Genomic DNA, 26033 nt, shown 5'->3' with positions numbered 1-26033 from the left:
CGGCGCAGACAGTGCTTAGGCGTTGCCGGCCGGCTCGGAATCGGCCAGCGAGGTGCCTTCGCCCTGACGCTGACGCAGGGTTTCTGCGTACAGCGCTTCGAAGTTGATCGGCTGCAGGTAGAACGGCGGGAAGCCGCCGGCCTGGATCAGGTCGCTGACCAGGGTGCGCACGTACGGGAACAGGATGTTCGGGCACTGCGTGCCGAGCAGCACGTCGATCGCCTGCGGCTCCAGACCGACCAGGCCGAACACGCCGGCCTGCTGCACTTCGGCCACGTAGGCGGTCTTGCCACCGGCGGTGCAGGTCAGGGTCACGGCCAGCACGACTTCGAAGGCGTTGTCGTTGAGGCGCTGCACCTTCTGGTTGAGGTTCAGCTGCAGCTCGGGCTGGTTGGCATCATTGAAGACAGCCGGTGCATTCGGCGATTCGAAGGACACGTCCTTGACGTAAATCTTTTCGATGGTGAAGGCAGGGCCAGCAGCAGCGGCGTCGGCCGGCGCAGCGGCGCCGTTGAGGATTTCGTCGGACATTCCTAACTCCAGAAACGGTTCGGTGGATGCAGCGTTGAGTGATGCAGACGTGAAAGTGCGAGTCTCTCATGCCAGCAATGGGGGCTTGCGGGGGACCGCACAAGGCGGGTCAGCGGCCCTTGATCAGTGGCAGCTCGGCCATCTGCCAGGCAGCAATGCCACCTTCGAGCCAGTACACCTTCTCGAAGCCGGCTTTCTTCAGCGTCTTGGCCGCACCTGCAGAGGTGTTGCCGCTGCGGCAGACCACCACCACGGGAGACGCCTTGGCATTGGCCAGCAGCTTGCTGGCCGGGTCGAACTTGGCCAGCGCCACGTTGCGGCTGCCGGCGATATGGCCCTTTTCGAAATCGGCGGTGGGCGACAGGTCGATCACCAGCGCGTCTTCGCTGTTGATCAGGCGGGTCAGCTCGGCCGGCTTGAGTGCGCGGTACCCACGGAACAGGCGCGCGACCTCGGTGACGATCAGGGCGATGGTCAGGCCCACCAGGGCCAGCGACAACATGGGGTTGCGGCCGACAAAGGCCTGCAGCTCTTCGAAATTCACGGGGTCAGGGTCAGTCAAGCGGGCGGGAATTGTCGCACAGCTGGCGCACGCGACGGCCAGCGCGCGCAGGGCCGGGCTACTGGCCCTTCCACAGGTCGGGCAGGCCGTTGGCCAGCCACCAGCGTTTGTGCTCGGCGTCCCAGCGCCACAGCTCGATGCTGCGCACCAGCCGCTCGGCCTGGGTATTGCGGTTGATCACGCGCAGTTCGACCTCGCGGCGCAGGTCGCCATTGGCGTCTTCGCCCACGCGCAGCTCGCGGTAACCGGAAATCTGCACCTGCTCGTAGCGCGAACGTTCCAGGTCGCTGAGCGGATGCGCCTGCGCATAGGTTGGTTCGACAAAACCCTGCGCAGCATCGAAATCGCTCCAGCGCACTGCCGCCGTGTAGGCGGCCTGGGTGGTTTCCAGCGCGCGCGCCTGGGCGCGGCTGCCGGCGGTGGCCACCCCGCTCAGCATCGCCAGCCCCAGCAGGACGAGTGCTCCAATGACTGCACGCATGCGTAATCCCCCTTCCATCCAGCCCGCATCCTACCGTTTTGGAAACGCCACGAAGCGCCCGCTCAACGTGGCCGCTGCCGCGCCGGACCCCAGCGCGATCTGCGCGCGCATGCCGATACGCGCCTTGCCGCGCTGCCGGAAGGTGGACAGAAACGCATCCCAGCCGCCCAGCTCGGCCGGCTCGGCGTCGGCCACGAGTTCTTCGTAGACCGGCGCGACGTAGCGCAGCTGGCTGTCGGCGACATACACGTCGGCTTCGTGCCCGGCCAGTTGCAGCTGCAGCGTCAGCCACCCCCAGCTGGCCAGGGTCATCAGCGAGGCCAGGCTGCCGCCGAACGCGTTGGCCTTGTCGTTGACGTTGGCCTGCAGCGGTGCGCGCAGGCGCAGCGCGCCGTCGTGCAGCCCGTCGACGGCAATGCCCATCGACAGCACCGGCGGCATGGCGATGAACTGCTGCTGCAGCGACTGCAGGGCGGAGACGAGCGTGCACGAAGGAGTCATCGGAAAGGCAGGAAGACGGCGAAGGGCGGCATCATGCCGCAATGTCCGGCAAGCGTCTTGTGCTGTTCGATGACATGCGGTACCGCATGGTGAACGCGTGCAGCATTGCGGTGCGCGTCGTGTCGCCGATGCCGCATCTAACAGGAGCGCTTGCCCGCGCCAATCGCCGGCGGACACCACGCACTGCACACGCGCGTGTGCCCCGCACGCGCGCTCCGTGCGCATGCGCGACGGCTCCGCTATCGGCAATGCGCACGCGTGCTGCAGCGGTGTTTCAGGGTGCGAACCCCACCTTGCGATAGCCCTGCGCCACGCGCAACAGGGCCGTCGCCTTGGCCTTCCAGTGCGCGCTGCGTCGCTTCTGCGCCTGGGTCAGCGGTGCGTCGATGGTGCTGGTGAACACGACCTGCTCCGGCGCTGCGTGGAAGAACTTGTCCTGGATGCAGGCCGCCGGCGACAGCTGGTAGGTGGATAGCTGCTGCGCCACCGGCGATTCGTTCCAGCCGAACAGGAAGATGTCGGCCATGGTGTGCCAGCGCGTCTGCGCCGCCAGCAGCAGGCGCGCCGCATCGCGGCTGATGATCAACGCACCGGCGCACACCGGCCAGCAATGCTGGTGAGGCGATGGACGCACCAGGCGCAGCTGGCGCCCGGCAACGTCGGCGACCTTGGCATCGAGCTTGATCCGGTTGTAGGACGGCTCCAGCCGCACGATGCTGTTGCCCGGCGGGAGCCAGTCGGTGCTGCGCAACAGCGCCGGCAGCGCATCGGACAGATGCATGTCGTCTTCGAAGATGGCGGTGTAGGCATCGTCGGACTCGGCCACGATACGCCACGCGGCGTGGTGGCTCAAAAAGCAGCCGATATTGGAGGCGGTCCATCTCCGGGGGCCGGAGCTGTAGGCATCGCCGGATCCCTCGAGCGGGCGCTCGCGCACGAAATCGGCGATCTGCTCCGGGCTCAAGGTGGCGCCATCGACGGCCGGAAGACGCTCGAACGGCAAGCCAAGCGCCTGGAACCGCGCCGACATCGCCTGCAGACGGTCGCCGCTGCGCTGCATGTTGATGAGGTAGGACTTGATCACGCGCCGCTCCAGCTCGATTGTCGTGGCGGATCGTGGCGCGATTGGGCGTATTTGCAAGAGGGGTGGAAATGCGCGTCAAGTCTCGGAGTGATCCGGGCCAGGCTGGGGCCGGGTACGTCCTGGAATGACAGGCCAGGGCGAACGAATCGCCGAGCGCGACATCGCCGTCGCGCTGCACCCGCACGGCGGCCAGGCAGCTCTCGCATAATCGCCCCATGACCCGCCCTGCCCCTGCCACCGCTGCCTGGACCTTGATCTCGCTGCGGCCCAGCGGTGAACACGGCCCGCTGCGACGTGCCGCCGCGCGCCATGGCGCCCGCGTCCTTGCCCTGTCGCCGTGGCGGCTGACACCGAATGACACCGACCAGGCACGCACTGCCCTGCACCAGGCGCTGCGGGCACCGATCGTGGTGTTCACCAGCCCGGCCGCAGTCCAGGCAGCACATCGGCTTGCGCCCTTGCAGCGACCGCCGCAGGCACAGTGGGTCAGCGTGGGCGACGGCACCGCGCGTGCCCTGCATGCCTGCGGTATCGACGAGGTGGTGCGCCCGTCCCGCATGGACAGCGAAGGCCTGCTCGCCCTGCCGCTGTTCCAGCCGCCACTGTCATCGGTGGGGCTGGTCACCGCACCCGGCGGGCGCGGCATGCTTGCCCCCGCGTTGGAACAGCGTGGCGCGCGCATCCTGCGCGCCGATGTCTACCAACGCCTCGCGCTGCCCTTGCGCGCCGGGCAGGTAAAGGCACTGGCCGCCGCAATGCCGCGCAGCGTCCTGGCCCTGAGCAGTGCCGAGGCGCTGGCATTGGTGCTGCAGCAACTTCCGCATGCGTTGGTCCAGGCATGGCGGCAACAGCCGGTGGTGGCGTCCAGCGATCGCATGCTCGCGTCAGCGCAGGCCGCCGGTTTCACCCACGTGGCGCGTGCCGAGGGCCCACTGCCGGAGCAGTTGGCCGCTGCGGCAGCTGCCGTCGTGACATCGTCGCGACCTTGCTGAACTGCGAACTCAAGCACAGCTTGCGGGCGTCTGCCGGCGCACGCCATGCTGTGTGGGATGACTGCGGCGCCTGCGCCCGTTGTGACCGCCCGAGGATGTCCGAATGACCGAAGTCCCCGCTTCCCCGCGCCGCTTTCCGCTGGCCTGGCTGCTGCTTGCAGTGGCGGTGGTCGCCGTGGGCGTGGCGCTGTTTCTGGGCTGGCGCGCATGGCAGAGCTATCAAACAGCGCAGCTGCAGGCGGCGCAGGCACAGCAGCAGCGCTGGGATGGCACGCAGCAGTTGCTGGAAACGCTGCGACGCGATCAACGCCTGGCCAACGAGCGGCTGCAGGATGCGGCAGCGACCAACCGCGTGCTGCGCGACGAAATGCTGGGCCTGAGCCAGCGTAGCGCCTTGCTCGAAGACACCGTGCAGAAGCTGGCCGACCCCAATCGTCACGGCGCACAGGCATTGCGGCTGGATGAAGTGGAGCTGCTGCTGCGGCTCGGCCAGCAACGGCTCAGCATCGCCGGCGATGCCGACGGCGCACGCCGCGCCTACGCGCTGGCCAATGGCGCGCTCAATGGCATCGACGATCCGGGCTATCTCAACCTGCGCCAGGCCCTGGTGCAGGAGCGCGATGCCCTGGACCGCCTCGGCGCCGGCCCGCAGGCGCAGGCGGGGCAGACGCTGGACCGCATCGCCGCCGATCTGCAGCACCTGCCCGAACAGTCCGCACAGGCCAGCGACGCGGCCAGACCGTGGTGGCAGAAGGTGCTCGCACCGCTGGTGGATATCCGGCCCAATCGCGGCGATGCGCCGCTGACCCACAGCGACCGCCATGCCGCCAGCGATGCGCTGCAGATCGAACTCAGCCTGGCCCGTGCGGCCGCAGAACGCGGCGATGCGGACGGCTTTGCACACGCGCTGCGCCGCGTGGACACCTGGACCACCCGGCTGTGGCCGGAGTCGCCGCAACGTGCGCAGATGCTTGCGCGCCTGCGCACGTTGCAACAAGCGCCACTGCGTCCGCGTCTGCCGGAACTGGGCACCACCCTGCTGCAACTGCAGGCCATGCGTGAAGGGAGATCCACCCAATGAAAGTGTTGCGTACCGTCTTGATCTTGCTGGTGGCCGTGGCACTGGGCGTGCTTGGTGCGCAGTGGCTGTCGCACCAGAACAGTTACGACCTGGGCAATGTCGTGGTCAGCGTCGGTGGCAACGACTACCGCGCCGCGATGCCGCAGGCGGTGTTGATCCTGATCATCGCGCTGCTGGTGCTGTGGCTGTTGTGGACGTTGATCAGTCTGCCGTTCCGGGTGTGGGGCAAGTACCGCCGCAAGAAAGGCCGCGCGCGCCTGATCGAAGGGCTGCGCGCCGCCGACCATGGCCAGTGGCAACGCGCCGAACGTTTGCTGGTCACTGCCAGCGAAGACGAGGAAGTCAGCGGGATTGCGCTGGCAAGCGCAGTGCGTGTGGCCGATGCGCGCGGTGATGAGGCCTCGGCCAATGCGCTTGCGCTGCAGTTGGCCGAGCGCGACCCCACCGCGCATGCGCTGTTGCAGGGCGAACGGCATCTGGCGCGGCAACGCCCGGTGGAAGCGATCAATGCACTCGATGCCGCCAATGCGCAGCCGCTGCCGGCGCGCGGGCTGTTGTTGCGCACGCATGCGCTGACCCAGATCGGCCGTGCCGATGAGGCCTACGGCCAACTCGGCGCCCTGCGTCAGCAGGCGGTGCTGGCACCGGAGGCCTATGGCGCACTGGAAGCCACGCTGGCAGAACAGACCCTGTTGCAGGCCGGCGATGCCAATGCGCTGGCCGAGCGCTGGGAAGCCTTGCCCAAGCCGCTGCGCACCTATCCGGCCGTGGTCGGGGCCTATGCGCAACGGGCAGCGGTGCTGCACTGGGATGACGCCGCCGTGCATAGCCTGGAACAGGCACTGGATGCGCAGTGGGACGAGTCGCTGGTGCGCCTGTACGGCGTGCTGCCGCTGGAAAAATACGATTCGCGCCGGGCCAGTGCACAGCGCTGGCTCACCCAGTACCCGGACAGCCCGGGCTTGCTGTTGACGCTGGCACGCCTGGCACGCCATCAGCAGCAGTGGTCGCAGGCTGAAGAATTCCTGCACCGTGCCATCGCCACCGGCGCCGGCGCCGATGCGTGGGAGGAGCTCGGGCATGGCTTTGCGGCTGCCGGCGACCTGCTCTCCGCCCAGCATTGCTACGCCAATGCCTTGCGCGCCGCACGCGGCGAGCCGGTGCAGCAGAGCATGCCGCAGCAGTCGCTGCGCGGTCCGATCGTGGCGGTGGGGCCAACGCCTGCGGCCGACCCCTTTGCGCCCCCACCGGACGACCGGATTCTGTGACACGGGCTCAGGCCGTGGATATGACGGCGCTGGCCGTCGCGGCAGATAGACAGCGCTGCGCAGTGTCAGCGTCCGCGCGACACCCACGGCGGCGGTGGCAGATCGTCCAGGAATGCATCGCAGGCGCCGAGATAGCGCGCCTGCGTATGACCGACCCGTGTCGGCGACAACACGCGCGACCCCAGGCGAGCGACAAGCAACATCACAGCCATCACGCCGGCGCCGATCAGCCAGCGGGACGGGCTATCCAGCGATAGCCCACACACCAGCAGCGCCAGCACCGAGGCCACCGCCATCGCGACATAGCGGACGCGGCGACGCTCGTGTTGCTCGCACAGGATGAGCACATGGGCGCTGCGCTTGCGCAGCGCGATCGCCAGGATCAGATACGGCAGCACGCCGAGCAACAGCGCGGCGTAGATCACCGGGTGATGCCAGTGAAAGATGTAGCGGCGCGGCGGTATATCGGCCGGCGCGTTGCACTTGACGCACCGCGGCGGCAGCGTCGCGCCCGGCGTGCAGACCAGCACATCGCCCTCGCGCCAGACATCGCCGTCCACCGGCGGCAGATACAGGCTGGGCGACGGGTGCTTTGCATCGTTCGACATCCATGCGTCCTTGCAGGTTGGGGATTCGGGATTCGGATTGGGGATCGCAAGAGCGGGTTTCGCCTTAGCGAATCCCCAATCCCGAATGCCCAATCCCGCTGCGCAGCAGCCTAGCGCTCGACGATCGCCACCACGCCCATGCCGCCGGCAGTGCAGATCGAGATCAGCGCGCGTCCACCGCCGCGCTCTTCCAGTTGCTTGGCGGCGGTAGCCACCACCCGTGCGCCAGTGGCGGCGAACGGGTGGCCAGTGGCCAACGACGAGCCCAGCGGATTGATCTTGTCCGGGTCGATGCGGCCCAGCGGCGCATCCAGGCCCAGCCGGTTGCGGCAGTAATCCTCGCTCTCCCAGGCGCGCAACGTGCACAGCACCTGCGCGGCGAAGGCTTCGTGGATTTCGTAGATATCGAAATCCTGCAGGGTCAGGCCCTGGCGCGCCAGCATCTGCGGCACCGCGATGGTGGGCGCCATCAGCAGGCCTTCGCCGTGCACGAAATCCACCGCCGCCACCTGCGCGTCGCGCAGGTAGGCCATCGGCGTGTGGCCGTGCGCCAGCGCCCAGGCTTCGCTGGACAGCAGCACGGCGGCCGCACCATCGGTGAGCGGAGTGGAATTGGCCGCGGTGAGCGTGCCGCGGCCGGAAGTCTTGTCGAAGGCCGGGCGCAGGGTGGCGAGTTTTTCCAGCGAGGTGTCGGCGCGCAGGATGTTGTCGCGCGAGACGCCGCGGAACGGAGCAATCAGCGAATCGAAGAAACCGCGCTCATACGCTGCGGCCAGCTTGTGGTGCGAGGCCACCGCCCACTCGTCCTGCGAATCGCGCGAGATGTTCCATTCCTTGGCCATGTCTTCGCAGTGGTCGCCCATGCTCTTGCCGGTACGCGGCTCGGCCACGCCGGGAAACTCGGGCTTGAGCTCGCTCAGCTTGAACCCGCGCAGCAGCGCCTTGAGCTTGTCGCCGGTGGCCTTGGCACGGTTGGCGGCAAGCAGCCGCGCGCGCAGCTTCTTGCCGTAGACGATCGGCACTTCCGAGGTGGTGTCCGAGCCGCCGCCGATGCCCGAATCGATCTGGCCCAGCGCAATCTTGTTGGCGATGGTGATCACCGAGTCCAGGCTGGTGCCGCAGGCGCGCTGCAGGGTGATGCCCGGCGTCAGCGGCGACAGGCCCGACGACAGCGCGGCCTCGCGGGCCAGGTTCCAGTCCGAGGAGTGCTTGATCACCGCTCCCATCGCCACTTCGCCCAATTGCTGCCCGTGCAGACCGAAGCGCTCGACCAGCGCGCCCAGGGTGCGCACCGACATGCCCAGGTTGCCCACGTCCGCATAAGCGGTGTTCTGACGACAGAACGGGATACGAACGCCGCCCAGGATGGCGACGGGACGGGCTGCGGGCATCGGTTGACCTGGCATGGAGGACTCGGGGACATGGCCTGCACAGGGCCGGCAGGCATAATGGTCGCAGTGTAGCTTCGACCCCGTGATGGGCCAACCGCGAATCATGAGCAAGACCGAACACGGCGTGACCGCCATGGGTGTGTTGGCGCTGGAATTGACCGGCGGAAGCGCCCCCGAGCGCGGCGCCCTGCCGCCCGAACAGGCCGGCATGCTGGCCGAGCGCATTGGCCGCGACCTGGCGCAATGGATCCCGGAGATCCGCGATCTGGAACTGAGCGTGGCAATGGCGCATTTCGACCCGGCTGAGGTCCTGCGGCCCGGCTGGCCGTTGCATCGCCGCCTGGAAGAACTGCAGGCGCGTGCGCCCGGACGCGACCAGGGCCCGCGCGTGCTGGCCTTCGGCGCCGATGCGCAAGGCGAGATTCCGTTGCCGTTCCAGGCCGATGCCCAGCTCACCGGTGGCGGCCTGCGCGTGCTGCCGTTCCTGCTGACCGGCGATGCGCAGACCGTGGCCAGCGTCGCCGAGGCGATGGAAGAAGTGCTGCTGGCCCAGGGCATGGCGCAGGCCGACACTGCGCTGCTGGCGCAGGAGAGCTTCGGTGCGCGCATCGAACACGCGCGCTACCTCACCGCGCACGACCTGGCGGCGATGATTTCGATGCAGTACGACAACCAGGGCCTGGCGCCGCTGTGGCCGCTGATCGAAGCCGCCCTGCTTGCATCCACCAGCGAAGAATGGCTGGAACAGGCGCCGGAGCCGGTGCTGCGCTATGTCGGCGGCGAAGTGCGCATTGCGCTGTTCGATCCGGCCGGCTGGTGCGATTACTACGCACACGACCGCGAGCATTGCGAACGCCTGCGCGGCGTCTATGAGCAATTCCTCTCGCGCCAGCGGCAAATGGCGGCCGTGCTGGAAGCGCATGGGTTGCCGGTGCTGTACGTGCATGTCGAGCCGGGCCAGGATCCGCGCCAGGCGCTGGCGGCGTGACGCAGGCGCAGGTTTCTTTGCCGCCCGCGTTGCAGGGTGTGCTGGAAACCGGCGTGTATGTGGCCGACCTGGAGCGTGCGTGTGCGTTCTATGCCCGTGTTCTGGGGCTGCAGCCCATGCATCGCGATGCGCGCATGGCTGCCTATGCAATCGCACCAGGACAGGTGTTGCTGCTGTTTCTGCAGGGCAGCACGGCAACCACGGTCAGCCTGCCTGGTGGCACCATTCCGCCGCACGACGGTAGCGGGCGTACGCATTACGCCTTTGCGATCGCCACCGACGCGTTGGCCGGCTGGGAAGAACATCTGTGTGAGTGCGCGGTGCCGATCGAAGGCCGCACGCGATGGCCCGGAGGCGGACAGAGCATCTACTTCCGCGATCCCGATGCGCACCTGCTGGAACTAGCCACTCCGGGGCTCTGGGCCAATTACTGATCGTCGCTGTGGCGAAACGGCAGTTAGGCGGCCGTGTCGCTCGCATGCGCTCGCACATGCACGTCCTTCGCTACTTGCTGCACAGAGGACGACAGCATGGCGACACCCACCGACGCCTCAGCCATTCACTCGGGCTCCATTCTCAATGGACGCAGCTGGATTACGCAGCCGCGTCCATCGATGAGGATGTGTGGCCACTGGTGCGCCACACCTCTATTTATTTAGTCGCCGCCTGCGCGTTGTCGGTGGTGATCACGCCGCAGGCCAGGCGGCCGCCGGCGTTGCCGGTAGGCTGGGTTTTGTAGTCGTCGGCATCGGCATGCACGATCACGGCGTGTCCGGCGATGTCGAACTGGTCCGCCTTGCCGAGATTGACGTTGCTCGAGACCGGACCGTCGATGCTGGCATTACCCTGCGCGTCGGCTTTGATGTTGGGCATGTCGCCGCCGTGGTGCGGGTCGGCACTGACGTTGCCGTGGTCGGACTGGGCAGGGTTGAAATGGCCGCCGGCGCTGCTGCCGTCCGGGGCGCTGCAGTCGCCCTTTTCGTGGATGTGGAAGCCGTGCTCGGTGTTGGGCTTGAGGCCGCTCAGCTGGCCGGTAACGCGCAGCGCGCCGTCGACCGTCTTGAAGGTCACCGTGCCTTTGACGTCATTGCCCTTGGTCGGCTTGAGCTCGGCGGTGGCCGTGGTGGTGGCCGCCGCTTCGGTGACCATGGAGGCGGCATGCTCGCCACCATGCGCCGCTTCAGCCGGCGTGCCGGCCTGCGGTGCGGGGGCGGGATCGGCCGGCGCGGGCTCCTCGCGCTTGCATGCGGTCAATGCCAGGGCGGTGGCCAGAAACAGCGTAGTGGGAAGGATGCGCATGGAAAACTCCTGTAGGGGCCGCGCAGGCGGCCATGGATGCCCCAACTCAGGGCTGCGAAGGGGGTGTGCGCCACTGGGTGACGCGAATGACGCCGCAGGCCAGGCGTGCGCCGGCGTTGCCGCTGGGCTGGCTGCGATAGTCGTCGGGATCGGCATGCACGATGAGCGACTTGCCGACCACATCGCTGGGCGCGGCATCGCCCAGGGTGATGCCCGAAACGATCATGTCCAGGTGCGCAACGCCTTCGGCATCGGCGCGCAGGTTGTCCATGTCGCCGGCGTGGTGGGGATTGCTGCCAGCGCGCCCGTGTGGCGCACCCGCCGGATTGAAATGCGCGCCCGCGCTGCTGGCATCGGCGGCGCTGCAATCGCCTCGTTCATGCACATGGAAGCCGGCCACGCCGCCGGGGCGCAGGCCACCGACGGTTCCGGTCACGCGAATGCCCTGCAATGCAGGCACCAGCACGACGCGACCGCTGACCAGGCTGCCCGAGGCCGATGCCAGCACTGCTTCGGCCTGTTGCACCGGACGGGTGGGCACTACCCGCGCCACCGGCGGTGGAGGTGTCTTTGGCGGCGGTGGCGTGCTGCTGCAGGCGGCAAGCGCCAGCGCGGTGAGGGCAACGATCGTGGGCGACCGGTAACGCATCGAGCTGTTCTCCTGATCAGGCTGGAAACCTATGCGGGCGCATGTTCACGTGTCATGAAATGCGCTTAGGTAGCCCAGGAGTTTACGGGGCTGGTGTCGCGAGCCGGGGTATGTGCAAAAAGCGCCCCTCACCCCAACCCCTCTCCCGCAGGCGGGAGAGGGGCTCGACTGCGAAGTTTTATGCCTGCCTTGCCCGCCTGCCTTGCCCTTGCCCGCCCGCCCGCCTTGCCCGCCTGCCTTGCCCGTGCCTGCCTGCCTTGCCTTTCTCGCCTACCTTGCCTTCTCCCGCGTGCGGGGGAAGGTGCCCGAAGGGCGGATGGGGGGCGTTGTGCGCCGCCAGCTAATCGAGACAGTGGCACGTGCGAGCAAACCGGTGAGCGCATGCACGCTTGCCGCCGTGATGCGCGTCAGTCCCGCCTGGTTCGCTGCCTGGCTCCAGCACCTGCGCGCGCAGCACTGCGTTTCGCAGCGCCCCTCACCCCAACCCCCTCCCGCAAGCGGAAAGGGGCTCGACGCGGCGTGCGGGCTGATCAGCGGCGCTTGCGCCCCGGCCCGAGCTTGCGGGTCACGGTGTTGCGGCCCAGGCCCAGGCGGGCGGCGGCTTCGGCGCGGCGGCCCTGGGTGAGTTGCAGGGCGGCTTCCAGCAAGGTCTTGTCCAGGCGTTCGCGGGCTTCGGCATGCAGACCCTGGGCACCTTCGCTCAGGCGTTGCGCGGCCCAGCTGGACAGCATGTCGTCCCATTGGCCATCGCTGCGGCCGGCCCGCTGACGGCCGCGCGACAGGGCGGCGTCCACGTCGACCACGTCGATGATGTCGGCGGTGGCCAGGGCAGCCAGGCGCCAGCACACGTTTTCCAGTTCGCGTACGTTGCCGGGCCAGTCGTACTGCCGCAGGCCCTCTAGCGCGGCCGACGACAACCGCTTGGGCAGCATGTCGAGCTTGCGTCCGGCCATGGCCAGGAAGTTTTCCGCCAGTTGCGCGATGTCGCCGCGACGCTCGCGCAGCGGCGGCAGCTGCAGGCGCACCACGTCCAGCCGGTGCAGCAGGTCGGCACGGAAGCGGCCCTGTTCGACCAGCGCCTCCAGATCCTGGTGGGTGGCGGCGATCACCCGCACGTCCACGCGGATCAACTCGCGCCCGCCGACGCGGAAGAATTCGTTCTCTGCCAGCACGCGCAGCAGGCGCGTCTGCAGCGGCAGCGGCATGTCGCCGATTTCGTCCAGGAACAAGGTGCCGCCATCGGCTTGTTCGAAGCGGCCGATGTGGCGCTTGGTGGCACCGGTAAAGGCGCCGGTTTCGTGGCCGAACAACTCGCTTTCCAGCAGTTCGGCCGGAATGGCGGCGGTGTTGAGCGCCACGAACGGTTTGCGCGCGCGTGGCGATTCGTTGTGTAGCGCGCGTGCGACCAACTCCTTGCCGGTGCCGGTTTCGCCGTTGATCAGCACCGACAACGGGGCTTGCGCCAGCCGGCCGATGGCGCGGAACAGCGCGCGCATGGCCGGGGTGTCGCCGATCAATGCGGCCGAGCCCTCGGCCAGCGTCGTGCCGATGATCTCGTCGACACCGGCATCGGCGTCGGGCAAGGCGCGTGCGGCCAGCGCGACGGCGTCGTCCAGGTCGAACGGCTTGGACAGGAATTCATGCGCGCCACCGCGGAAGGCGCCGGCGGTGCTGGCGACATCGGTGTAGGCCGACATCACGATCACCGGCAGCTGCGGATGCTTGGCCTTGAGCTTGTCCAGCAGGGTCAGGCCGTCTTCGCCGGGCATGCGCACGTCGGTGAACAACAGGTCCGGGGTGGGCCGCATCGCCAGCGCCTGCAATGCAGCGGCAGCGCTGTCGAAGCCATCGACGGCATAGCCGGCATCGCGCAGCGCGGTGGACAGCACGAATCGGACCGAACGGTCGTCGTCGACCACCCAGATATGGTGGGATGCGGCGGCGGCCTCAGCCATGCAGGTGCTCCTTGTCGTGATCGCCGGCCAGCTCGGGCAGCAGCAGGGTGAAAACGGTATGGCCCGGACGCGAGCGGTAGGTCAGCGTGCCGTGGTGCTCGCGCGAGACCTGCTGGGCCAGCGCCAGGCCCAGCCCGCTGCCTTCGGCACGGCCGCTGACCAGCGGCAGGAACAGGTGCTCGGCCAGCTCTTCGGGCACGCCGCCGCCGTCGTCGATGATTTCCAGCCGCAGCGACATCGCATGCACGCGGTCGCGGATGCGCTGGCCGTGTTCGACGCGGGTGCGCAGGGTCACCCGGGTGGCGCCGGCCTGGAAGGCATTGCGCACCAGGTTCCACACCGCCTGGGTCAGGCGGTCCACATCGCCGAGGATGTCCGGAATGCTGGGGTCGTAGTCGCGCTGCACCTGCACCGACCAGCCGCCTTCGGCCTCGGCCAGGCGCAGCACGCGTTCGAGCACCACGTGGATGTTGAGGCCCTCGTGCGGGCGCAGCGGCGAGGGTGAGAGCAGGCGCTCGAGCAAGGTGTTGAGGCGTTCGATCTCGGTGCCGATCAACTCGATCAGCTCGCGCTCGTCCTCGTCGCGGCCGGCCGAGCGGCGGGCCAGCAGCTGCGCTGCGCCCTTCAGGCCCGCCAGCGGGTTGCGCAGTTCGTGCGCCAGCCCCTTGAGCGCCGCGCTCAAGGCGTTGGGCAAGGCGTGCGTGGGGTCCAGCGCGGGGAATTCGTCGACCGGGTGGGTTTCCAGCAGCCAGCCGCCGTCATCCAGCCGCGACAGCCAGCCTTCGGCAAAGCGTGGCGCGTCGTTGGGCAGGCCCAGGGCCAGGCGATGCAGGCGCAGCACGTCGCGCTCGTCGTTGAGCAGGAAGCGCGCGAGCGCATCGCCCTGCACTTCCAGCGCGGCCAGCGGCTGGTCGACCAGGCGCCGGGCGCTGACGCCGAGCCAGCGCGCAAAGGCCGGGTTGACACCCAGCACGCGGCCTTCGCGGTCGGCCCAGGCTACCGGCGTGCCCAGGCTGTCGAGCGACGGTGTGGGGGTCGTCATCAGCATTGCACCAATTTAGTGCAAGCAGCGTCGGCGTGCGCGTGTGGCGCGCCGAACGAAGCGTGCATCAGGACATCCGGGGTCCGACGGTGGTGGCGTGCACCGACCCGACGCGCATCCGCGCCGACAGTGACGGGCGGGGGGCTGGTCATGCAGGCACCTCGGTAGTGGATCCGCGCCAGCACGGGCCGCGGGAGAAACCGTCCCCGGCACGGCAGCGCCGGCCGGGCCGTTGCGCCACCCGCGGCCAGGGAGCCGCGGGTGGCCATGCTCAGGACTCGTAGGCGGCTTCGCCGTGCGAGGTGATGTCCAACCCCTCGCGCTCGGCTTCTTCGGTGACGCGCAGGCCGAACACCAGCTTGGCGACCACAAAGCCCACCACCGACACCACGCCGATCCACACCACGGTGATGCCCACGCCCAGGGCCTGGATGCCGACCTGGTGCACGATGTCGTAATCGCCACCCTTCTGGCCGCCCAGCGAGGCCGCCGAGAACACGCCGGTCAGGATCGCGCCGATGATGCCGCCCAGGCCATGCACGCCGAACACGTCCAGGCTGTCGTCGGCGCCCAGCAGGCGCTTCAGACCGGTGACGCCCCACACGCACAGCACGCCGGCCGCCAGGCCAATCACGATGGCGCCGAACGGGCCCACGGTGCCGCAGGCCGGGGTGATGCCGACCAGGCCGGCGACCATGCCCGATGCCACGCCCAGGGCGGAGGACTTGCCCTTGATGATCTTCTCGGTCAACGACCAGCCCAGGATGGCCGCGGCAGTGGCCAGCAAGGTGTTGAGGAAGGCCAGCGCCGCACCGGCATTGGCCTCCAGGTTGGAGCCGGCGTTGAAGCCGAACCAGCCCACCCACAGCAGCGAGGCACCGACGAAGGTCAGGGTCACGTTGTGCGGCTTGATCGCCTCACGCCCCAGCCCGGCACGCTTGCCGACGAAGTAGGCGCCCACCAGGCCGGCGATACCGGCATTGATGTGCACCACGGTGCCGCCGGCAAAATCCAGCGCGCCCAGGCCAAACAGGTAGCCACCGGTGGCCCAGACCATGTGCGCCAGCGGCAGGTAGCCGAAGGTGAACCAGATCACCGAGAACAGCAGCACCGCGGCGAACTTGGCGCGTTCGGCAAAGGCGCCGACGATCAGCGCACCGGTGATGCCGGCGAAGGTGGCCTGGAAGGCGACGAACACGTATTCCGGCAGGCTCACGCCCTTGGTGAAGGTGGCCGACAGGGTCTCGATGGTGACGCCCTTGAGCAGCGCCTTGTCCAGGTTGCCGATCCACGCGCCTTCACCGGAGAACGCCAGGCTGTAGCCGTAGATCACCCACAGGATGGTCAGCAGCGAGAACACCGTGGCCACCTGGATCAGCACCGAGAGCACGTTCTTTGCCCGCACCATGCCGCCGTAGAACAGCGCCAGGCCCGGCACCACCATCAGCAGCACCAGCAGCGTGGAGGTCAGCATCCAGGCGACGTCGCCCTTGTCCACCACCGGTGCGGCCTCGGCGGCAGCCACCGGCGCGGCGGCCGGCTGCGCAGACGGCAGCGGCTCGGTGGTGACCGGCTCGGTCGGGAGCGGGGTGACCTGCGGGGTGGACTGCGCCTGCGCGCTGCCCATGCCGCCCACCACCAGCGCGCTGAACAGCATCAGCATGCACACGCTGTAGAACCGGGCTTTCCACCCGGCAAAAAGAGCTGTCTTCATACGAACTCCGGAGGTGGTGGACTCAGAGGGCATCGGCGCCGATTTCGCCGGTGCGGATACGCACCACCTGCTCGATCGCGGTGACGAAGATCTTGCCGTCGCCGATCTTGCCGGTGCCGGCCGCGTTCTGGATCGCTTCGACCACGGCATCGAGCCGGTCGTCGGTCACCACCGTCTCGATCTTGATCTTGGGCAGGAAGTCCACGACGTACTCGGCGCCGCGATACAGCTCGGTGTGGCCTTTCTGGCGACCGAAGCCCTTGACCTCGGTAACGGTGATACCCGACACGCCAGCAGCGGACAGGGCCTCGCGGACCTCGTCGAGCTTGAACGGCCGGATGATGGCGGTGATCAATTTCATGCGCATACCCCGAAAGGTGGAAGGAACCGGCCGGCATTGCGCCGCCCGGCGGTGTCAGTCACCTGGATGCCAACCCCGGCATCCAATCGTTCGCAGATCGCGCAGACCCCGGCCGATGCGATGCATCTGCCGCGTGGGAGAGGTCAGGCCCGCGCACCGCGAACTGTGTGCTCTCTCGTTCCCCTCACTCCACGGCCGGTGCCGTGGAGCGTCAAACATGTGCGGCGATGGCGGAGGTGGGAGGGGGGGCCTCCGCCATCACCGCGGTGGAACTCAGTTGCCGTAGTACAGCTGGTATTCCAGCGGATGCGTTGCCGCACGGAACTTGGTCACTTCCTGCATCTTCAGCGCGATGTAGCCGTCGATGAAGTCGTCGCTCATCACGCCGCCGGCCTTGAGGAACTCGCGGTCCTTGTCCAGCGCTTCCAGGGCCTGATCCAGGCTGGAGCACACCTGCGGGATCAGCTTCTCTTCTTCCGGCGGCAGGTCATACAGATCCTTGTCGCTCGGTGCACCCGGGTCGATCTGGTTCTTGATGCCGTCCAGGCCGGCCATCATCAGCGCGGTGAAGGTCAGGTAGCCGGACTGCAACGGATCGGGGAAGCGCATTTCGATGCGGCGCGCCTTGGGGTTGGTGACCCACGGAATGCGGCACGAGGCCGAACGGTTACGCGCCGAATAGGCCAGCATCACCGGCGCTTCGAAGCCCGGTACCAGACGCTTGTAGCTGTTGGTGCCGGAGTTGGAGAACGCATTGATGGCGCGGGCGTGCTTGAAGATGCCGCCGATGTACCACAGCGCCATCTGCGACAGGCCGCCGTAGCCGTCGCCGGCGAACAGGTTGGTGCCGCCCTTGGTCAACGACTGGTGCACGTGCATGCCCGAGCCGTTGTCGCCGACGATCGGCTTGGGCATGAAGGTCGCGGTCTTGCCGTTGCGGTAAGCGACGTTCTTGATGATGTACTTCATGGTCAGCAGTTCGTCGGCCTTCTGCACCAGCGAGCTGAACTTGGTGCCGATCTCGCACTGGCCGGCGGTCGCCACCTCGTGGTGGTGCACTTCGGTCTCGATGCCGACCTGTTCCAGCGTCTTGATCATTTCCGCGCGCAGGTCGTGCAGGGTGTCGGTCGGCGGTACCGGGAAGTAGCCGCCCTTCACGCCCGGGCGGTAGCCGCTGTTGCCGCCGTCGTACTTGGCGCCGGTGTTCCAGGCCGCCTCTTCCGAGCCCACCTGGAAGAAGGTGTGGCCCATGTCGTTGGCAAAGCGCACCGAATCGAAGATGAAGAATTCCGGTTCCGGGCCGAAGAACGCCTGGTCGGCAGTGCCGGAGGACTTGAGGTAGGCCTCGGCGCGCTTGGCGATGCCGCGCGGGTCGCGCTCATAGCTCTGCATGGTGGCCGGGTCGAGGATGTCGCAGGTCAGCACGATGGTCGGATCGGCGAAGAACGGATCCAGATACGCGGTGCCGGCGTCGGGCAGCAACACCATGTCCGACTCGTTGATGCCCTTCCAACCCGCGATCGAACTGCCGTCGAACATCTTGCCTTCTTCAAACAGCGCCGGCTCGATGATGTTGGCCGGAAAGGTGATGTGCTGCTGTACACCACGCATATCGACGAAGCGCAGGTCGACAAACTCGACCTTGTTGTCCTTGATCAGCTTTTCAACGTTTTCCACGGACATCGGAAGAAACCTCGGATTGGAGTGAAGTGGCTCGTGGACGGGAATACAGCAGGGACCGTGCCAAATCGCGGATTTTCACAAGTCGTTGATTTTGCTTGCATCACTTGAGACCGCCACATTGGCGTTAGCACCGGAAAGGTGCTAACCGGAGCCGCTCTGCACAAATATGGTGCATGCCGCAATGCACTATCCTGACGCCTCCCCCAACCCTCCCCTCCAGTCCGATGTCCGATCTGATTTCCGCCCTGCTGTTGGGCATTCTCGAAGGCCTCACCGAATTTCTGCCGATCTCCAGCACCGGCCACCTGTTGATCGCCGAACAATGGCTCGGACGCCGTTCTGACTTCTTCAATATCGTCATCCAGGCCGGCGCCATCCTGGCCATCTGCCTGGCGCTGCGACAGAAGCTGTGGACCCTGGCCACCGGCCTGGGCGAGCGCGCCAACCGCGACTACGTGCTCAAGATCGGCGTGGCCTTCATGGTCACCGCAGTGGTCGGGCTGATCGTGCGCAAGGCCGGCTGGCAGCTGCCGGAAACCCTCCAGCCGGTGGCCTGGGCGCTGCTGATCGGCGGTGTGTGGATGCTGGTGGCCGAGCATTTCGCCGGCAAGCTGCCCGAGCGCGACGTGGTGACCTGGAAGGTGGCCATTGCCGTGGGCCTGGCGCAGGTGGTGGCCGGCGTGTTTCCCGGCACCTCGCGCTCGGCCTCGGCGATCTTCCTGGCGATGTTGCTGGGCCTGAGCAAGCGCTCGGCGGCGGCGGATTTCGTGTTCATGGTGGGCATCCCGACCATGTTCGCGGCCAGCGGCTATGCACTGCTGGAGATGTACAAGGAAGGCGGCGTCGGCAGCGAAAACTGGACCGATGTGGCAGTGGCCTTCGTGGCGGCCACCCTCACCGGCTTTGTGGTGGTGAAGTGGCTGCTGGGCTACATCAAGAAGCACCGCTTCACGGTGTTCGCGGTGTACCGCATCGTGCTCGGCGCCGCCCTGCTGCTGTGGTTGCCGGTCGCGGCCTGAGCCGCCACGGCCGTGGCCCTGCCTGTCGCTGCTTGAGCAGCGAGGCAGGGCAACTGCACGGGCAGTGACGCCGGTCATTGCCCTGGCGCCACGCCGGCGGTATCACTGAGGCCTTGCCCACCGGGAGCCGCCCATGCGTGCCGTGTTCTTCGCCCCAGCCCTGTTGGCGGCGGGCGTGACGGCCTGCGGTTCGGGTGCGCTGCCCGATGCGCGGGATCCTGGTGGTACCGGGCCTGGCGGTACCGGGCCCGGCGCGACCGCCGCCGCTGCGCCGTTGGTCGATAACGCCCCCTTGCGCGCGGCATTGCAGGCCAGGCACTGGCAACTGCTGCAGGCCAGCGATGCCCATGGCACCGCGTTACGCAGCCTGTTCGTTGCCGGTAGCGCACCGCTGCAACTGGACTTCAGCGACCAGCGCATCCACGTCAGCCAGACCTGCAACGCCCTGGGCGCCAGCTACAGCGTGGCCGGGACGCAGCTGCAGATCGGCCGGGTGGTCTCGAGCAAACGCCTGTGCGCGCAGCCGCGCAAGATGGCGCAGGAACGTGCTGCCAGCGACCTGTTGTCCGGCCGTTTCGCGGTGACGATGGACAGGGCGCAGGCCACGCCGCAGCTGGCCCTGACCCGCAGCGATGGCACCCGCCTGCTGTTCGGCAGCACGCCCACGGCCGCCACCCGCTACGGCGGGCCCGGCCAGACACTGTTGCTCGAGGTGGCCGCCGAAACCGTGCCCTGCCCCGCCGCCCCGTCTCGCGCATGTCTGCAGCTGCGCGAGCAGACGGCGAATGGCCAGCCCGCAACCGAACCCTGGCGCCCCTTCGATGGCCGGATCGAGGGCTTCGACCACGAAGCGGGCATCCGCACCTTGCTGCGCGTCACCCGGTATCCCGGCGCAGATGGTGCCCCAGTGTATGTGCTGGATCAGATGATCGAGGCCAGTGGGTAGGTTCGGGAATTGGGAGTCGGGAGTCGGGCTCTCAGCGCAGGGCAGGATTCAGTGTGTAGGTGCCATGCAGCGCGGCTTCGGCAAGTACGTGGCCCTGGATGGCCGACAGCACATCGGCGGCCGTGAAGGGCTCGGGCAGGCTGAGCTTGGCCACGTCCAGCGCGAACACGCGGAAGAAATAGCGGTGCACGCGCAGGTCGTTGAACGGCGGGTACGGTCCGTCGTAGCCCAGATAATTGCCGGCCATGTCGGGATTGCCGGCAAACCACTGCGTGTACGAATTCAGGCCCTGGCGCGCACCGGCCGGGCCGGCCGGCTGCTGCTTGCCCTTGGCCACGAAACCGTCGCTGCAACTGCCTGCCGCAATTTCATGCACGTCGGCGGGGATATCGGCCATGGCCCAATGCACGAAATCGGTGCGTGGCTGGTCCACCGGGATTTGGATATCGTCGCGGCCGACGGTCTCCGGCACGGTGGGCACATCCGGGTCCAGGCACAGCAGCGCGAACGACTGCGTGCCTTGCGGGACATCGCTCCAGGCCAGATGCGGGTTGCGGTTGGGCGCGAAGCCGTCCGGGGTACCGGCGGCGAATTCCACTGCGATAGGCTTGCCGTTTTCGATGCTGGTGCTGGTCAGACGCATGCAAAGTCTCCGTGGATCCAAACACCCAGCCTGCCTGGATTGGCACCGCAACGGAAGCCGTCGCAGTGGAACCTTGTGTGGCACAGCAGGCGCGTTTGGTGTGCGCGTGTTGTCAGCCAATTCAGCGTGCGGCAGAGCGCAGCGAGAGTGGAGCGCGCGATGCGCCCACCAAGGCGAGCAACACGCCAAACAGCAAGCTGCACTATCCCTGGGCACGGATCGTAGGCATCGTTGAACGCCATCGGCGTCCACGCGCGCCTCGTCGCGGCCGGGTCCGCTCCTACGACAGCCTTGCGCATCGGGATCTCCGGGCACGGATCGCAGGCACGCGTGAACGCCATCGGCGTCCACGCGCCGCGCCGTCCGGGTCTCTGTATCCCCGTAGGAGCGGACCTGGCCGCGACGGGCTTCACCGGTACCGGTAACGCCTTGTCGCGGCCGGGTCCGCTCCTACGACAGCCTTGCGCATCGGGGATCTCCGGGCACGGATCGCAGGCACGCGTGGTCCGGGCTTTGGATCTCTGTAGGAGCGGGCCTGACCGCGACGGGCTTCACCGGTATCGGTAACGCCTCGTCGCGGCCGGGTCCGCTCCTACGACGGCGTCGCGCTTGCGGGATATGCGGCAGGCCGCGCGTCAGTCCTGCGGATACCCGAAGCGCACCGCGATCAGGGTGAGCTGGTCGAACTGGGCACCGAGCACGCTGCGGTAGTTGCGCCAGCGGCCGGAGGCCAGGCGGGCGGGGCCGCGTGGTTCGACCAGCGGGAAGCGCAGCCCGAAGGCCTGCTCCAGCGCGTCGGAAATTCCCTGCGGGTCGCTTTCGATGCCGTCGAGCCGGATGATCCGGTGCGGGTAGAGATCGCGCTCGTGCAACACCGCCAGTTGTTCCAGCGCGGCCAGCAACCAGTCGGTGGCCTGCTGCGGCGACTGCAGCGCCAGCGGTGCCGGCGCGCCAGTCGAGAGCCAGTCCAGCAGCATGTCGCGCGGGTCGCGCAGCGCGATCGCCAGCCGGCCTTCGGGCAGGTGCGGGCGCAGCGCGGTGAGCAGGGTGTTGTCCCACCACAGCAGCCAGTCGATGACATTGCCGTCGTCGATGCCGCGACGCGGCAGCTGCGCTTTCCAGCCTTCCACCAGCGCCATCGGCGCCAGCTCGCCGGACGCCAGCTGCTCGACCGTGCGGTAGCTCTGCAGCGCATCGGACGGCGGGGTGGTGCCGTAGCGATCGCCGCGCACCAGCGGAGTGGCAGCGTCCATCACCGCGATCAGGCGTTCGACATGCGAGCCGGGCGTGCCCCAGACGAACAGCGGGCGCGCGGTGACGCTGTCCGGAATGCTGCCCAGCGCAGGCCATTGCATCGGCTGCCTGGCGGCCTGCGGCGGCAACGGCAGCCGGTGCTGGGCCTGTTCGCGATGGAACTGCATCCAGGTGGCCAGCGCGGCGTCGGGCTGACCGGCGCGGTCCTGCACATTGCCCAGCCACGGCCGCAGCACGGTCTGCTGTGGCGGCGGCAACGACTCGATCAGCGATTCGACGCAGGCGATCGCCGCCGGCGGGTCGCGTTCCAGCAAGGCCTCGACGATGCGCTGCTCGCCGCTGATGCGGCCCGGTTCCACCGCCACGATCTGGCGCGCCACCATTTCCGCTTCGTCGGCGTGACCCTGCATGTCGTGCACGCGCATCAGCGCTTCCAGTGCCGGCAGGTGCTCGGGCATGGCCAGCAGCCAGCGTTCGATCACCGCCTGCGCCTGCGGCCCGCCGACCGGCTCCACCGCCAGGCGCGCCAGCCACAGGTCGTGCGCCGTGGCCGAGGTGGCCAGCGCCGCGTCCAGCGTGTCGCGCGCATCGTCCGTCGCGCCCAGCCGTTCCCAGGCGGTGAGCAGCGCGTGCAAGGTGCGGCGGTCGGCCGGCCAGTGGGCCAGCGCCAGGCGCAGGTGCGCAACGGCCTGGTCGGGGCGGCCGGCCTGCAATTCCATCTCGCCCGCCAGCCGGCGCATGGCCGGCAGGTCGCCATCGGGTTGCGCCAGCACGCCCTGCATCGCGGTCAGCGCATCGTCCAGACGACCCTGCCGCTGGGCCAGCTGGGCGATGAAGGCGCGCAGCGCGGTGCCCGGCGGATTGAGTTCGACCACGCGCTCGAAGGCGCGCTCGGCAAATGCAAAATGCTCCTTCTGCAGATACGCAAAGCCCAGCGCGAACATCACCCGCGAGTCGTCCGGCAGTTGCTCGGCGGCGCGGGTCAGCAGCGCCAGCGCGCGGTCGCTCTGGCCGCGGCGCATCTCCACCACGCCATCGACCGCGAGCAGCTGCGGATGCTCCGGCGCCAATCGCGCGGCAGTGCGGCTGAGCCGCTCGGCCTCGTCCAGATCGTCGCGTGCCACGGCCAGGTGCGCCTGCATCACGTAAGCGTTGAACTGGTTCGGGTCCAGCGCGGTGCTGCGCGACAAGGCGGCATCGGCGGCGGACAGGTCGCGTGCAGCCAGCAGCAGGCCGGCGCGCAGCAGGTGCAGGTCGGCGTCTTCCGGTGTGAGGGCCAACGCGGTGTCGATGCTGGTCAGCGCCAGTGCCGGCTGGCCCTGCTGCTGCAGGGCCAGCCCGAGCCAGCGGTGTGCGGCGGCGCTGTCGGGCGCGCTGATCGCCCACTCGCGGGCCAGCGCCACCGCATCGTCGGCCGCATTGCGGCGCAGGGCTTGAAGAATGGCGTCTTGCATGGCGGCGGGGTGTCCAGGACAAACCGCTATTGTAACGATGCGCGCTGCGCCGCCGACCTACCTGGCAGCGGCCAGCCGCTCGGCCACCCAGCGCTCGGCGAAGCCGTCGCCGCGGGCATTTTCCAGAAACCCGCAGTGCCCGCCCCAGCGCGCGATTTCCAGGTGCGCATGCTCGGGCAACTGCCAGCCGGCGAAATCCTCGAACGGAATCACCGGGTCGTCTTCGGCCATCAGGATGTCCGAGGGCACCTGCAGGCCGGCCAGGCGCGCGCCGGCAATCGAATAGCTGTTGAAATACGCTTCCAGCGACCCGTGGCCGGTGTGCTGCACGGCCAGCCAGGCCATCAGCTCGCGCATGTCCAATGCCAGGGTCGCATCGTCGTAGCCGTGCTGGTCCGGAAACAGCTTGCGCTTGCGCAGCAGCGATTCGCGCCATTTGCGGCGGAAATACCAGTCGTAGAACTGCGGGCCCTTTTCCAGCTGGGTCATGGTGGCCGCCGGGTCCAGCAACGGGCACACCGCCGCCACGCGTGCCAGCGGCAGGCCGGCGGCCGGTGCGCGCAAGGCCAGCCGCAGCGCGAAGTTGCCGCCCAGCGAATACCCGGCCGCCAGCAGCTGCGGCGCAGGAAAGCGCCGCCACAGATCGCCCGCAGCGTTGACCACCTCGTCGATGCGATCGGAGTGGAACAGGTCCACGTTGAGGTGATGGGTGCCGCCGTGGTCGCGGAAATTCAGCCGGAACACTTGGTAGCCCAGGCCGAGCAAACGCGCGGCGGTCAGCCGCATGTAATTGGAATCGGCGCTGCCTTCCCAGCCGTGCAGCAGCAACACGGTGCCGCGCACCGGCGCATCGCCGGGCGGCACGCTCATCCAGCCCTGCAGGCGCACGCCGTCGCCGCCATCGAGAATATGTTCGCGGGTGACTGCGCCGCTGGCGCTGAGCAACTGACGGCTGCGCAGGCGACGCAAGGCGCTGCTGCCCAGCACCGACTGCACGTGCGGGTTACGCAGCCAGCGCGGCGGCTGGAAGTCGGAGGCGTTCATGCGCGCATCGGGCCCGGCAGCAGGACGCTGGCCGCAAGGAAGATGCGTGCGTGCATGGTCGGCTCAGGACTCCATCGCGGCGATGATGCGTTGCCGCGAGGTATCGGCCAGGCGACGACGTCCTTCGAGATCGAATGCGGCGATCGGCTCAAGGAAATGCACCTCGGCCAGCCGCGACGGCTCGCCGAGCAGGCGCACGATATTGGCGAAGAAACTCTCGCGCTCACCGAAGGCCACCACCGCCTGCGCACTGCCGCGCACGCCGTAGCGCAGCGCCACCGGCTGCACCGGCACGCCGGCCTCCACCGCTGCCTGAAAGATGCGCGCATGGAACGGGCCGACTTCGGTGCCGCCGCGGGTGCGCCCTTCCGGGAACACGCCCACCGGCTTGCCGCTGCGCAGGCGCTGCAGCATTTCCAGCAGCACCCCGCCCAGCGATTCGGTATTGCCGCGCTGATGGAAGATGGTCTGGCCCTTGGTCGCCAGCCAGCCCACCAGCGGCCAGCCGGCGATTTCGCGCTTGGCTACAAAGCCCATCACGCGCTGGCTGTGCAGCATCGAGATGTCGACCCAGCTGACGTGGTTGGCCACGAACAGGGTCGCGCCGGACAGCGGCGTGCCGAAGCGGCGCAGCCGGAAGCCGAAGATGCGCATCAGGTTGCCCTGCCACCAGCGGATCATCCGCTCGTCCAGGGTGTCTGCAGGGCCGGTGCGGATGCGCGCCAGCGGCGGGGCCACCACGCACAGCATGGTGATCGGCAGGCCGATGCACAGGTGCAGCAGCAGCAGCGGCACCCGATACAGGTACCGGAACCAACGCGACGCGCCGCCAGCCTCGCGCGTGGCGTCCAGGGATGACTCGCTCATTCGACCAACGGGACCGATGACAGGGAAAGGGAGCACGACGATTGTGACAGCAGCCTGGGCGCGGCGCAGCGCCGGCAGCGGATGGCGCTGTTCCACCCATGCCGTTGCCGGGCGTGCTCAGCCATTGCTGCGTGCCACCACGGCCAGGGTCAGGCGCGACACGCAGACCCGTTTGCCGGCCGGGTTATCGATGACGATGTCCCAGACCTGGGTGCTGCGCCCCACATGCACTGCGCGCGCGGTGCCGATGACCAGGCCGTCGGTGGCCGCGCGCAGATGGTTGGCGTTGATTTCCAGCCCCACGCACATCTGCGTGGTCATATCCACGCACAGATTGCCGGCGCTGCTGCCCAGGGTTTCGGCCAGCACCACCGATGCGCCGCCGTGCAGCAGGCCGTACGGCTGCCTGGTGCGCGTGTCCACCGGCATGGTGGCGCGCAACCAATCGTCACCGGCCTCGGTGAACACGATGCCCAGATGGTCGATCAGGGTGTTTTTGCTGGAGGCGTTGAGGGCAACGAGGTCGACGGGAGCGCGGAAGGTCATGGGCAGGGAATCGGGAATCGGGAATCGGGAATCGGGAATCGGGAATCGGGACAGCATCGGCGGCGCTGGG

At 68.2% G+C, this 26033-nt stretch carries 26 protein-coding genes; 7 read left to right on the top strand and 19 right to left on the bottom strand.

Annotated features, from left to right (window positions below):
- Positions 1–15: 15 nt before the first annotated feature.
- From secB to ACCQ10_RS01050, 5 genes are all read right to left on the bottom strand, one after another.
- Complete coding sequence (secB, locus tag ACCQ10_RS01070) at positions 16–531, bottom strand: protein-export chaperone SecB (RefSeq protein WP_372361917.1); 516 nt, start codon at positions 529–531, stop codon at positions 16–18.
- Between the two features lie 109 nt (positions 532–640).
- Positions 641–1075, bottom strand: a complete 435-nt coding sequence (locus ACCQ10_RS01065) for a rhodanese-like domain-containing protein (protein WP_005992735.1) — start codon at positions 1073–1075, stop codon at positions 641–643.
- Between the two features lie 76 nt (positions 1076–1151).
- The gene (locus tag ACCQ10_RS01060) at positions 1152–1574 is read right to left on the bottom strand and encodes a hypothetical protein (RefSeq protein WP_372361916.1); all 423 of its coding nucleotides are present in this window, start codon (positions 1572–1574) and stop codon (positions 1152–1154) included.
- 30 nt (positions 1575–1604) lie between these two features.
- Positions 1605–2075, bottom strand: coding sequence for a YiiD C-terminal domain-containing protein (locus tag ACCQ10_RS01055; RefSeq protein ID WP_039565878.1), 471 nt, complete (start codon positions 2073–2075; stop codon positions 1605–1607).
- Between the two features lie 274 nt (positions 2076–2349).
- A complete protein-coding gene (locus ACCQ10_RS01050; RefSeq protein WP_372361915.1) occupies positions 2350–3159 on the bottom strand; it encodes a glycosyltransferase family 25 protein in 810 nt (269 codons plus the stop codon).
- 215 nt (positions 3160–3374) lie between these two features.
- On the opposite strand from ACCQ10_RS01050, the gene ACCQ10_RS01045 reads away from it, so the two are divergent.
- From ACCQ10_RS01045 to ACCQ10_RS01035, 3 genes are all read left to right on the top strand, one after another.
- On the top strand, positions 3375–4151 hold the full coding sequence (locus ACCQ10_RS01045; RefSeq protein ID WP_372361914.1) for a uroporphyrinogen-III synthase: 777 nt from the start codon (positions 3375–3377) through the stop codon (positions 4149–4151).
- Positions 4152–4254: 103 nt separating this feature from the next.
- Entirely contained in the window at positions 4255–5232 is a 978-nt protein-coding gene (locus ACCQ10_RS01040) for a uroporphyrinogen-III C-methyltransferase (RefSeq protein WP_372361913.1), read from the top strand.
- Positions 5229–6500 carry a heme biosynthesis protein HemY gene (locus ACCQ10_RS01035; RefSeq protein WP_372361912.1) on the top strand — a complete coding sequence of 424 codons (1272 nt, stop codon included), beginning with the start codon at positions 5229–5231 and terminating at the stop codon, positions 6498–6500. Before ACCQ10_RS01040 ends, ACCQ10_RS01035 begins: the two co-directional genes overlap by 4 nt.
- 65 nt (positions 6501–6565) lie before the next feature.
- On the opposite strand, the gene ACCQ10_RS01030 is transcribed toward ACCQ10_RS01035, so the two are convergent.
- Positions 6566–7108, bottom strand: coding sequence for a hypothetical protein (locus tag ACCQ10_RS01030; protein WP_184440781.1), 543 nt, complete (start codon positions 7106–7108; stop codon positions 6566–6568).
- 110 nt (positions 7109–7218) lie between these two features.
- Positions 7219–8514, bottom strand: a complete 1296-nt coding sequence (locus ACCQ10_RS01025) for an acetyl-CoA C-acetyltransferase (protein WP_039412494.1) — start codon at positions 8512–8514, stop codon at positions 7219–7221.
- Positions 8515–8602: 88 nt separating this feature from the next.
- Here ACCQ10_RS01025 and ACCQ10_RS01020 point away from each other — a divergent pair, with 88 nt between their 5' ends.
- Both ACCQ10_RS01020 and ACCQ10_RS01015 read left to right on the top strand, forming a co-directional pair.
- Positions 8603–9487, top strand: coding sequence for a hypothetical protein (locus ACCQ10_RS01020; RefSeq protein ID WP_372361911.1), 885 nt, complete (start codon positions 8603–8605; stop codon positions 9485–9487).
- 38 nt (positions 9488–9525) lie between these two features.
- On the top strand, positions 9526–9921 hold the full coding sequence (locus ACCQ10_RS01015; RefSeq protein ID WP_372363024.1) for a VOC family protein: 396 nt from the start codon (positions 9526–9528) through the stop codon (positions 9919–9921).
- 217 nt (positions 9922–10138) lie between these two features.
- Here ACCQ10_RS01015 and ACCQ10_RS01010 read toward each other — a convergent pair whose 3' ends face one another.
- The 7 genes from ACCQ10_RS01010 to glnA all read right to left on the bottom strand — a co-directional run bounded on the left by ACCQ10_RS01010 (position 10139) and on the right by glnA (position 18190).
- Positions 10139–10786: a superoxide dismutase family protein gene (locus ACCQ10_RS01010; RefSeq protein ID WP_047695547.1), complete on the bottom strand. Its 648-nt coding sequence runs from the start codon at positions 10784–10786 to the stop codon at positions 10139–10141.
- Between the two features lie 46 nt (positions 10787–10832).
- Entirely contained in the window at positions 10833–11435 is a 603-nt protein-coding gene (locus tag ACCQ10_RS01005) for a superoxide dismutase family protein (protein ID WP_166751636.1), read from the bottom strand.
- A gap of 530 nt (positions 11436–11965) precedes the next feature.
- On the bottom strand, positions 11966–13390 hold the full coding sequence (gene ntrC / locus ACCQ10_RS01000; RefSeq protein ID WP_372361910.1) for a nitrogen regulation protein NR(I): 1425 nt from the start codon (positions 13388–13390) through the stop codon (positions 11966–11968).
- On the bottom strand, positions 13383–14438 hold the full coding sequence (locus tag ACCQ10_RS00995; protein WP_039565894.1) for a two-component system sensor histidine kinase NtrB: 1056 nt from the start codon (positions 14436–14438) through the stop codon (positions 13383–13385). The genes ntrC and ACCQ10_RS00995 overlap by 8 nt, the downstream gene beginning before the upstream one ends.
- A gap of 265 nt (positions 14439–14703) precedes the next feature.
- Complete coding sequence (locus tag ACCQ10_RS00990; protein ID WP_047695549.1) at positions 14704–16146, bottom strand: ammonium transporter; 1443 nt, start codon at positions 16144–16146, stop codon at positions 14704–14706.
- A gap of 22 nt (positions 16147–16168) precedes the next feature.
- Positions 16169–16507 carry a P-II family nitrogen regulator gene (locus ACCQ10_RS00985; protein WP_002808480.1) on the bottom strand — a complete coding sequence of 113 codons (339 nt, stop codon included), beginning with the start codon at positions 16505–16507 and terminating at the stop codon, positions 16169–16171.
- Between the two features lie 273 nt (positions 16508–16780).
- Positions 16781–18190, bottom strand: a complete 1410-nt coding sequence (gene glnA / locus ACCQ10_RS00980; RefSeq protein ID WP_005992704.1) for a type I glutamate--ammonia ligase — start codon at positions 18188–18190, stop codon at positions 16781–16783.
- A 224-nt stretch (positions 18191–18414) separates the two neighbouring features.
- Between glnA and ACCQ10_RS00975 the strand changes: the two genes are divergently transcribed.
- On the top strand, positions 18415–19209 hold the full coding sequence (locus ACCQ10_RS00975) for an undecaprenyl-diphosphate phosphatase (RefSeq protein WP_372361909.1): 795 nt from the start codon (positions 18415–18417) through the stop codon (positions 19207–19209).
- A gap of 133 nt (positions 19210–19342) precedes the next feature.
- On the top strand, positions 19343–20155 hold the full coding sequence (locus tag ACCQ10_RS00970) for an META domain-containing protein (RefSeq protein WP_372361908.1): 813 nt from the start codon (positions 19343–19345) through the stop codon (positions 20153–20155).
- 31 nt (positions 20156–20186) lie between these two features.
- On the opposite strand, the gene ACCQ10_RS00965 is transcribed toward ACCQ10_RS00970, so the two are convergent.
- The 5 genes from ACCQ10_RS00965 to ACCQ10_RS00945 all read right to left on the bottom strand — a co-directional run bounded on the left by ACCQ10_RS00965 (position 20187) and on the right by ACCQ10_RS00945 (position 25963).
- Positions 20187–20798, bottom strand: a complete 612-nt coding sequence (locus ACCQ10_RS00965; protein WP_104580243.1) for a YbhB/YbcL family Raf kinase inhibitor-like protein — start codon at positions 20796–20798, stop codon at positions 20187–20189.
- A gap of 635 nt (positions 20799–21433) precedes the next feature.
- Entirely contained in the window at positions 21434–23506 is a 2073-nt protein-coding gene (locus ACCQ10_RS00960; protein ID WP_372361907.1) for a tetratricopeptide repeat protein, read from the bottom strand.
- Positions 23507–23563: 57 nt separating this feature from the next.
- Positions 23564–24550 carry a YheT family hydrolase gene (locus ACCQ10_RS00955; protein WP_039415099.1) on the bottom strand — a complete coding sequence of 329 codons (987 nt, stop codon included), beginning with the start codon at positions 24548–24550 and terminating at the stop codon, positions 23564–23566.
- Between the two features lie 63 nt (positions 24551–24613).
- Positions 24614–25513 carry a lysophospholipid acyltransferase family protein gene (locus ACCQ10_RS00950; RefSeq protein WP_372361906.1) on the bottom strand — a complete coding sequence of 300 codons (900 nt, stop codon included), beginning with the start codon at positions 25511–25513 and terminating at the stop codon, positions 24614–24616.
- Between the two features lie 21 nt (positions 25514–25534).
- A complete protein-coding gene (locus tag ACCQ10_RS00945) occupies positions 25535–25963 on the bottom strand; it encodes a hotdog fold thioesterase (RefSeq protein ID WP_372361905.1) in 429 nt (142 codons plus the stop codon).
- Positions 25964–26033: the final 70 nt, after the last annotated feature.

The sequence above is a fragment of the Xanthomonas sp. NCPPB 1325 genome (assembly GCF_041477645.2).
GTDB lineage: Bacteria > Pseudomonadota > Gammaproteobacteria > Xanthomonadales > Xanthomonadaceae > Xanthomonas > Xanthomonas cannabis.
The sequence above is the reverse complement of the archived record's forward strand: the minus strand, read 5'-3'. Positions and strand labels throughout refer to the sequence as shown.

Coding starts and splice junctions, on each gene's coding strand:
- secB (WP_372361917.1), bottom strand. CDS start 531: ATGTCCGACGAAATCCTCAACGGCGCCGCTGCGCCGGCCGACGCCGCT.
- ACCQ10_RS01060 (WP_372361916.1), bottom strand. CDS start 1,574: ATGCGTGCAGTCATTGGAGCACTCGTCCTGCTGGGGCTGGCGATGCTG.
- ACCQ10_RS01055 (WP_039565878.1), bottom strand. CDS start 2,075: ATGACTCCTTCGTGCACGCTCGTCTCCGCCCTGCAGTCGCTGCAGCAG.
- ACCQ10_RS01045 (WP_372361914.1), top strand. CDS start 3,375: ATGACCCGCCCTGCCCCTGCCACCGCTGCCTGGACCTTGATCTCGCTG.
- ACCQ10_RS01040 (WP_372361913.1), top strand. CDS start 4,255: ATGACCGAAGTCCCCGCTTCCCCGCGCCGCTTTCCGCTGGCCTGGCTG.
- ACCQ10_RS01035 (WP_372361912.1), top strand. CDS start 5,229: ATGAAAGTGTTGCGTACCGTCTTGATCTTGCTGGTGGCCGTGGCACTG.
- ACCQ10_RS01030 (WP_184440781.1), bottom strand. CDS start 7,108: ATGTCGAACGATGCAAAGCACCCGTCGCCCAGCCTGTATCTGCCGCCG.
- ACCQ10_RS01025 (WP_039412494.1), bottom strand. CDS start 8,514: ATGCCAGGTCAACCGATGCCCGCAGCCCGTCCCGTCGCCATCCTGGGC.
- ACCQ10_RS01020 (WP_372361911.1), top strand. CDS start 8,603: ATGAGCAAGACCGAACACGGCGTGACCGCCATGGGTGTGTTGGCGCTG.
- ACCQ10_RS01010 (WP_047695547.1), bottom strand. CDS start 10,786: ATGCGCATCCTTCCCACTACGCTGTTTCTGGCCACCGCCCTGGCATTG.
- ACCQ10_RS01005 (WP_166751636.1), bottom strand. CDS start 11,435: ATGCGTTACCGGTCGCCCACGATCGTTGCCCTCACCGCGCTGGCGCTT.
- ntrC (WP_372361910.1), bottom strand. CDS start 13,390: ATGGCTGAGGCCGCCGCCGCATCCCACCATATCTGGGTGGTCGACGAC.
- ACCQ10_RS00995 (WP_039565894.1), bottom strand. CDS start 14,438: ATGCTGATGACGACCCCCACACCGTCGCTCGACAGCCTGGGCACGCCG.
- ACCQ10_RS00990 (WP_047695549.1), bottom strand. CDS start 16,146: ATGAAGACAGCTCTTTTTGCCGGGTGGAAAGCCCGGTTCTACAGCGTG.
- ACCQ10_RS00985 (WP_002808480.1), bottom strand. CDS start 16,507: ATGAAATTGATCACCGCCATCATCCGGCCGTTCAAGCTCGACGAGGTC.
- glnA (WP_005992704.1), bottom strand. CDS start 18,190: ATGTCCGTGGAAAACGTTGAAAAGCTGATCAAGGACAACAAGGTCGAG.
- ACCQ10_RS00975 (WP_372361909.1), top strand. CDS start 18,415: ATGTCCGATCTGATTTCCGCCCTGCTGTTGGGCATTCTCGAAGGCCTC.
- ACCQ10_RS00970 (WP_372361908.1), top strand. CDS start 19,343: ATGCGTGCCGTGTTCTTCGCCCCAGCCCTGTTGGCGGCGGGCGTGACG.
- ACCQ10_RS00965 (WP_104580243.1), bottom strand. CDS start 20,798: ATGCGTCTGACCAGCACCAGCATCGAAAACGGCAAGCCTATCGCAGTG.
- ACCQ10_RS00960 (WP_372361907.1), bottom strand. CDS start 23,506: ATGCAAGACGCCATTCTTCAAGCCCTGCGCCGCAATGCGGCCGACGAT.
- ACCQ10_RS00955 (WP_039415099.1), bottom strand. CDS start 24,550: ATGAACGCCTCCGACTTCCAGCCGCCGCGCTGGCTGCGTAACCCGCAC.
- ACCQ10_RS00945 (WP_372361905.1), bottom strand. CDS start 25,963: ATGACCTTCCGCGCTCCCGTCGACCTCGTTGCCCTCAACGCCTCCAGC.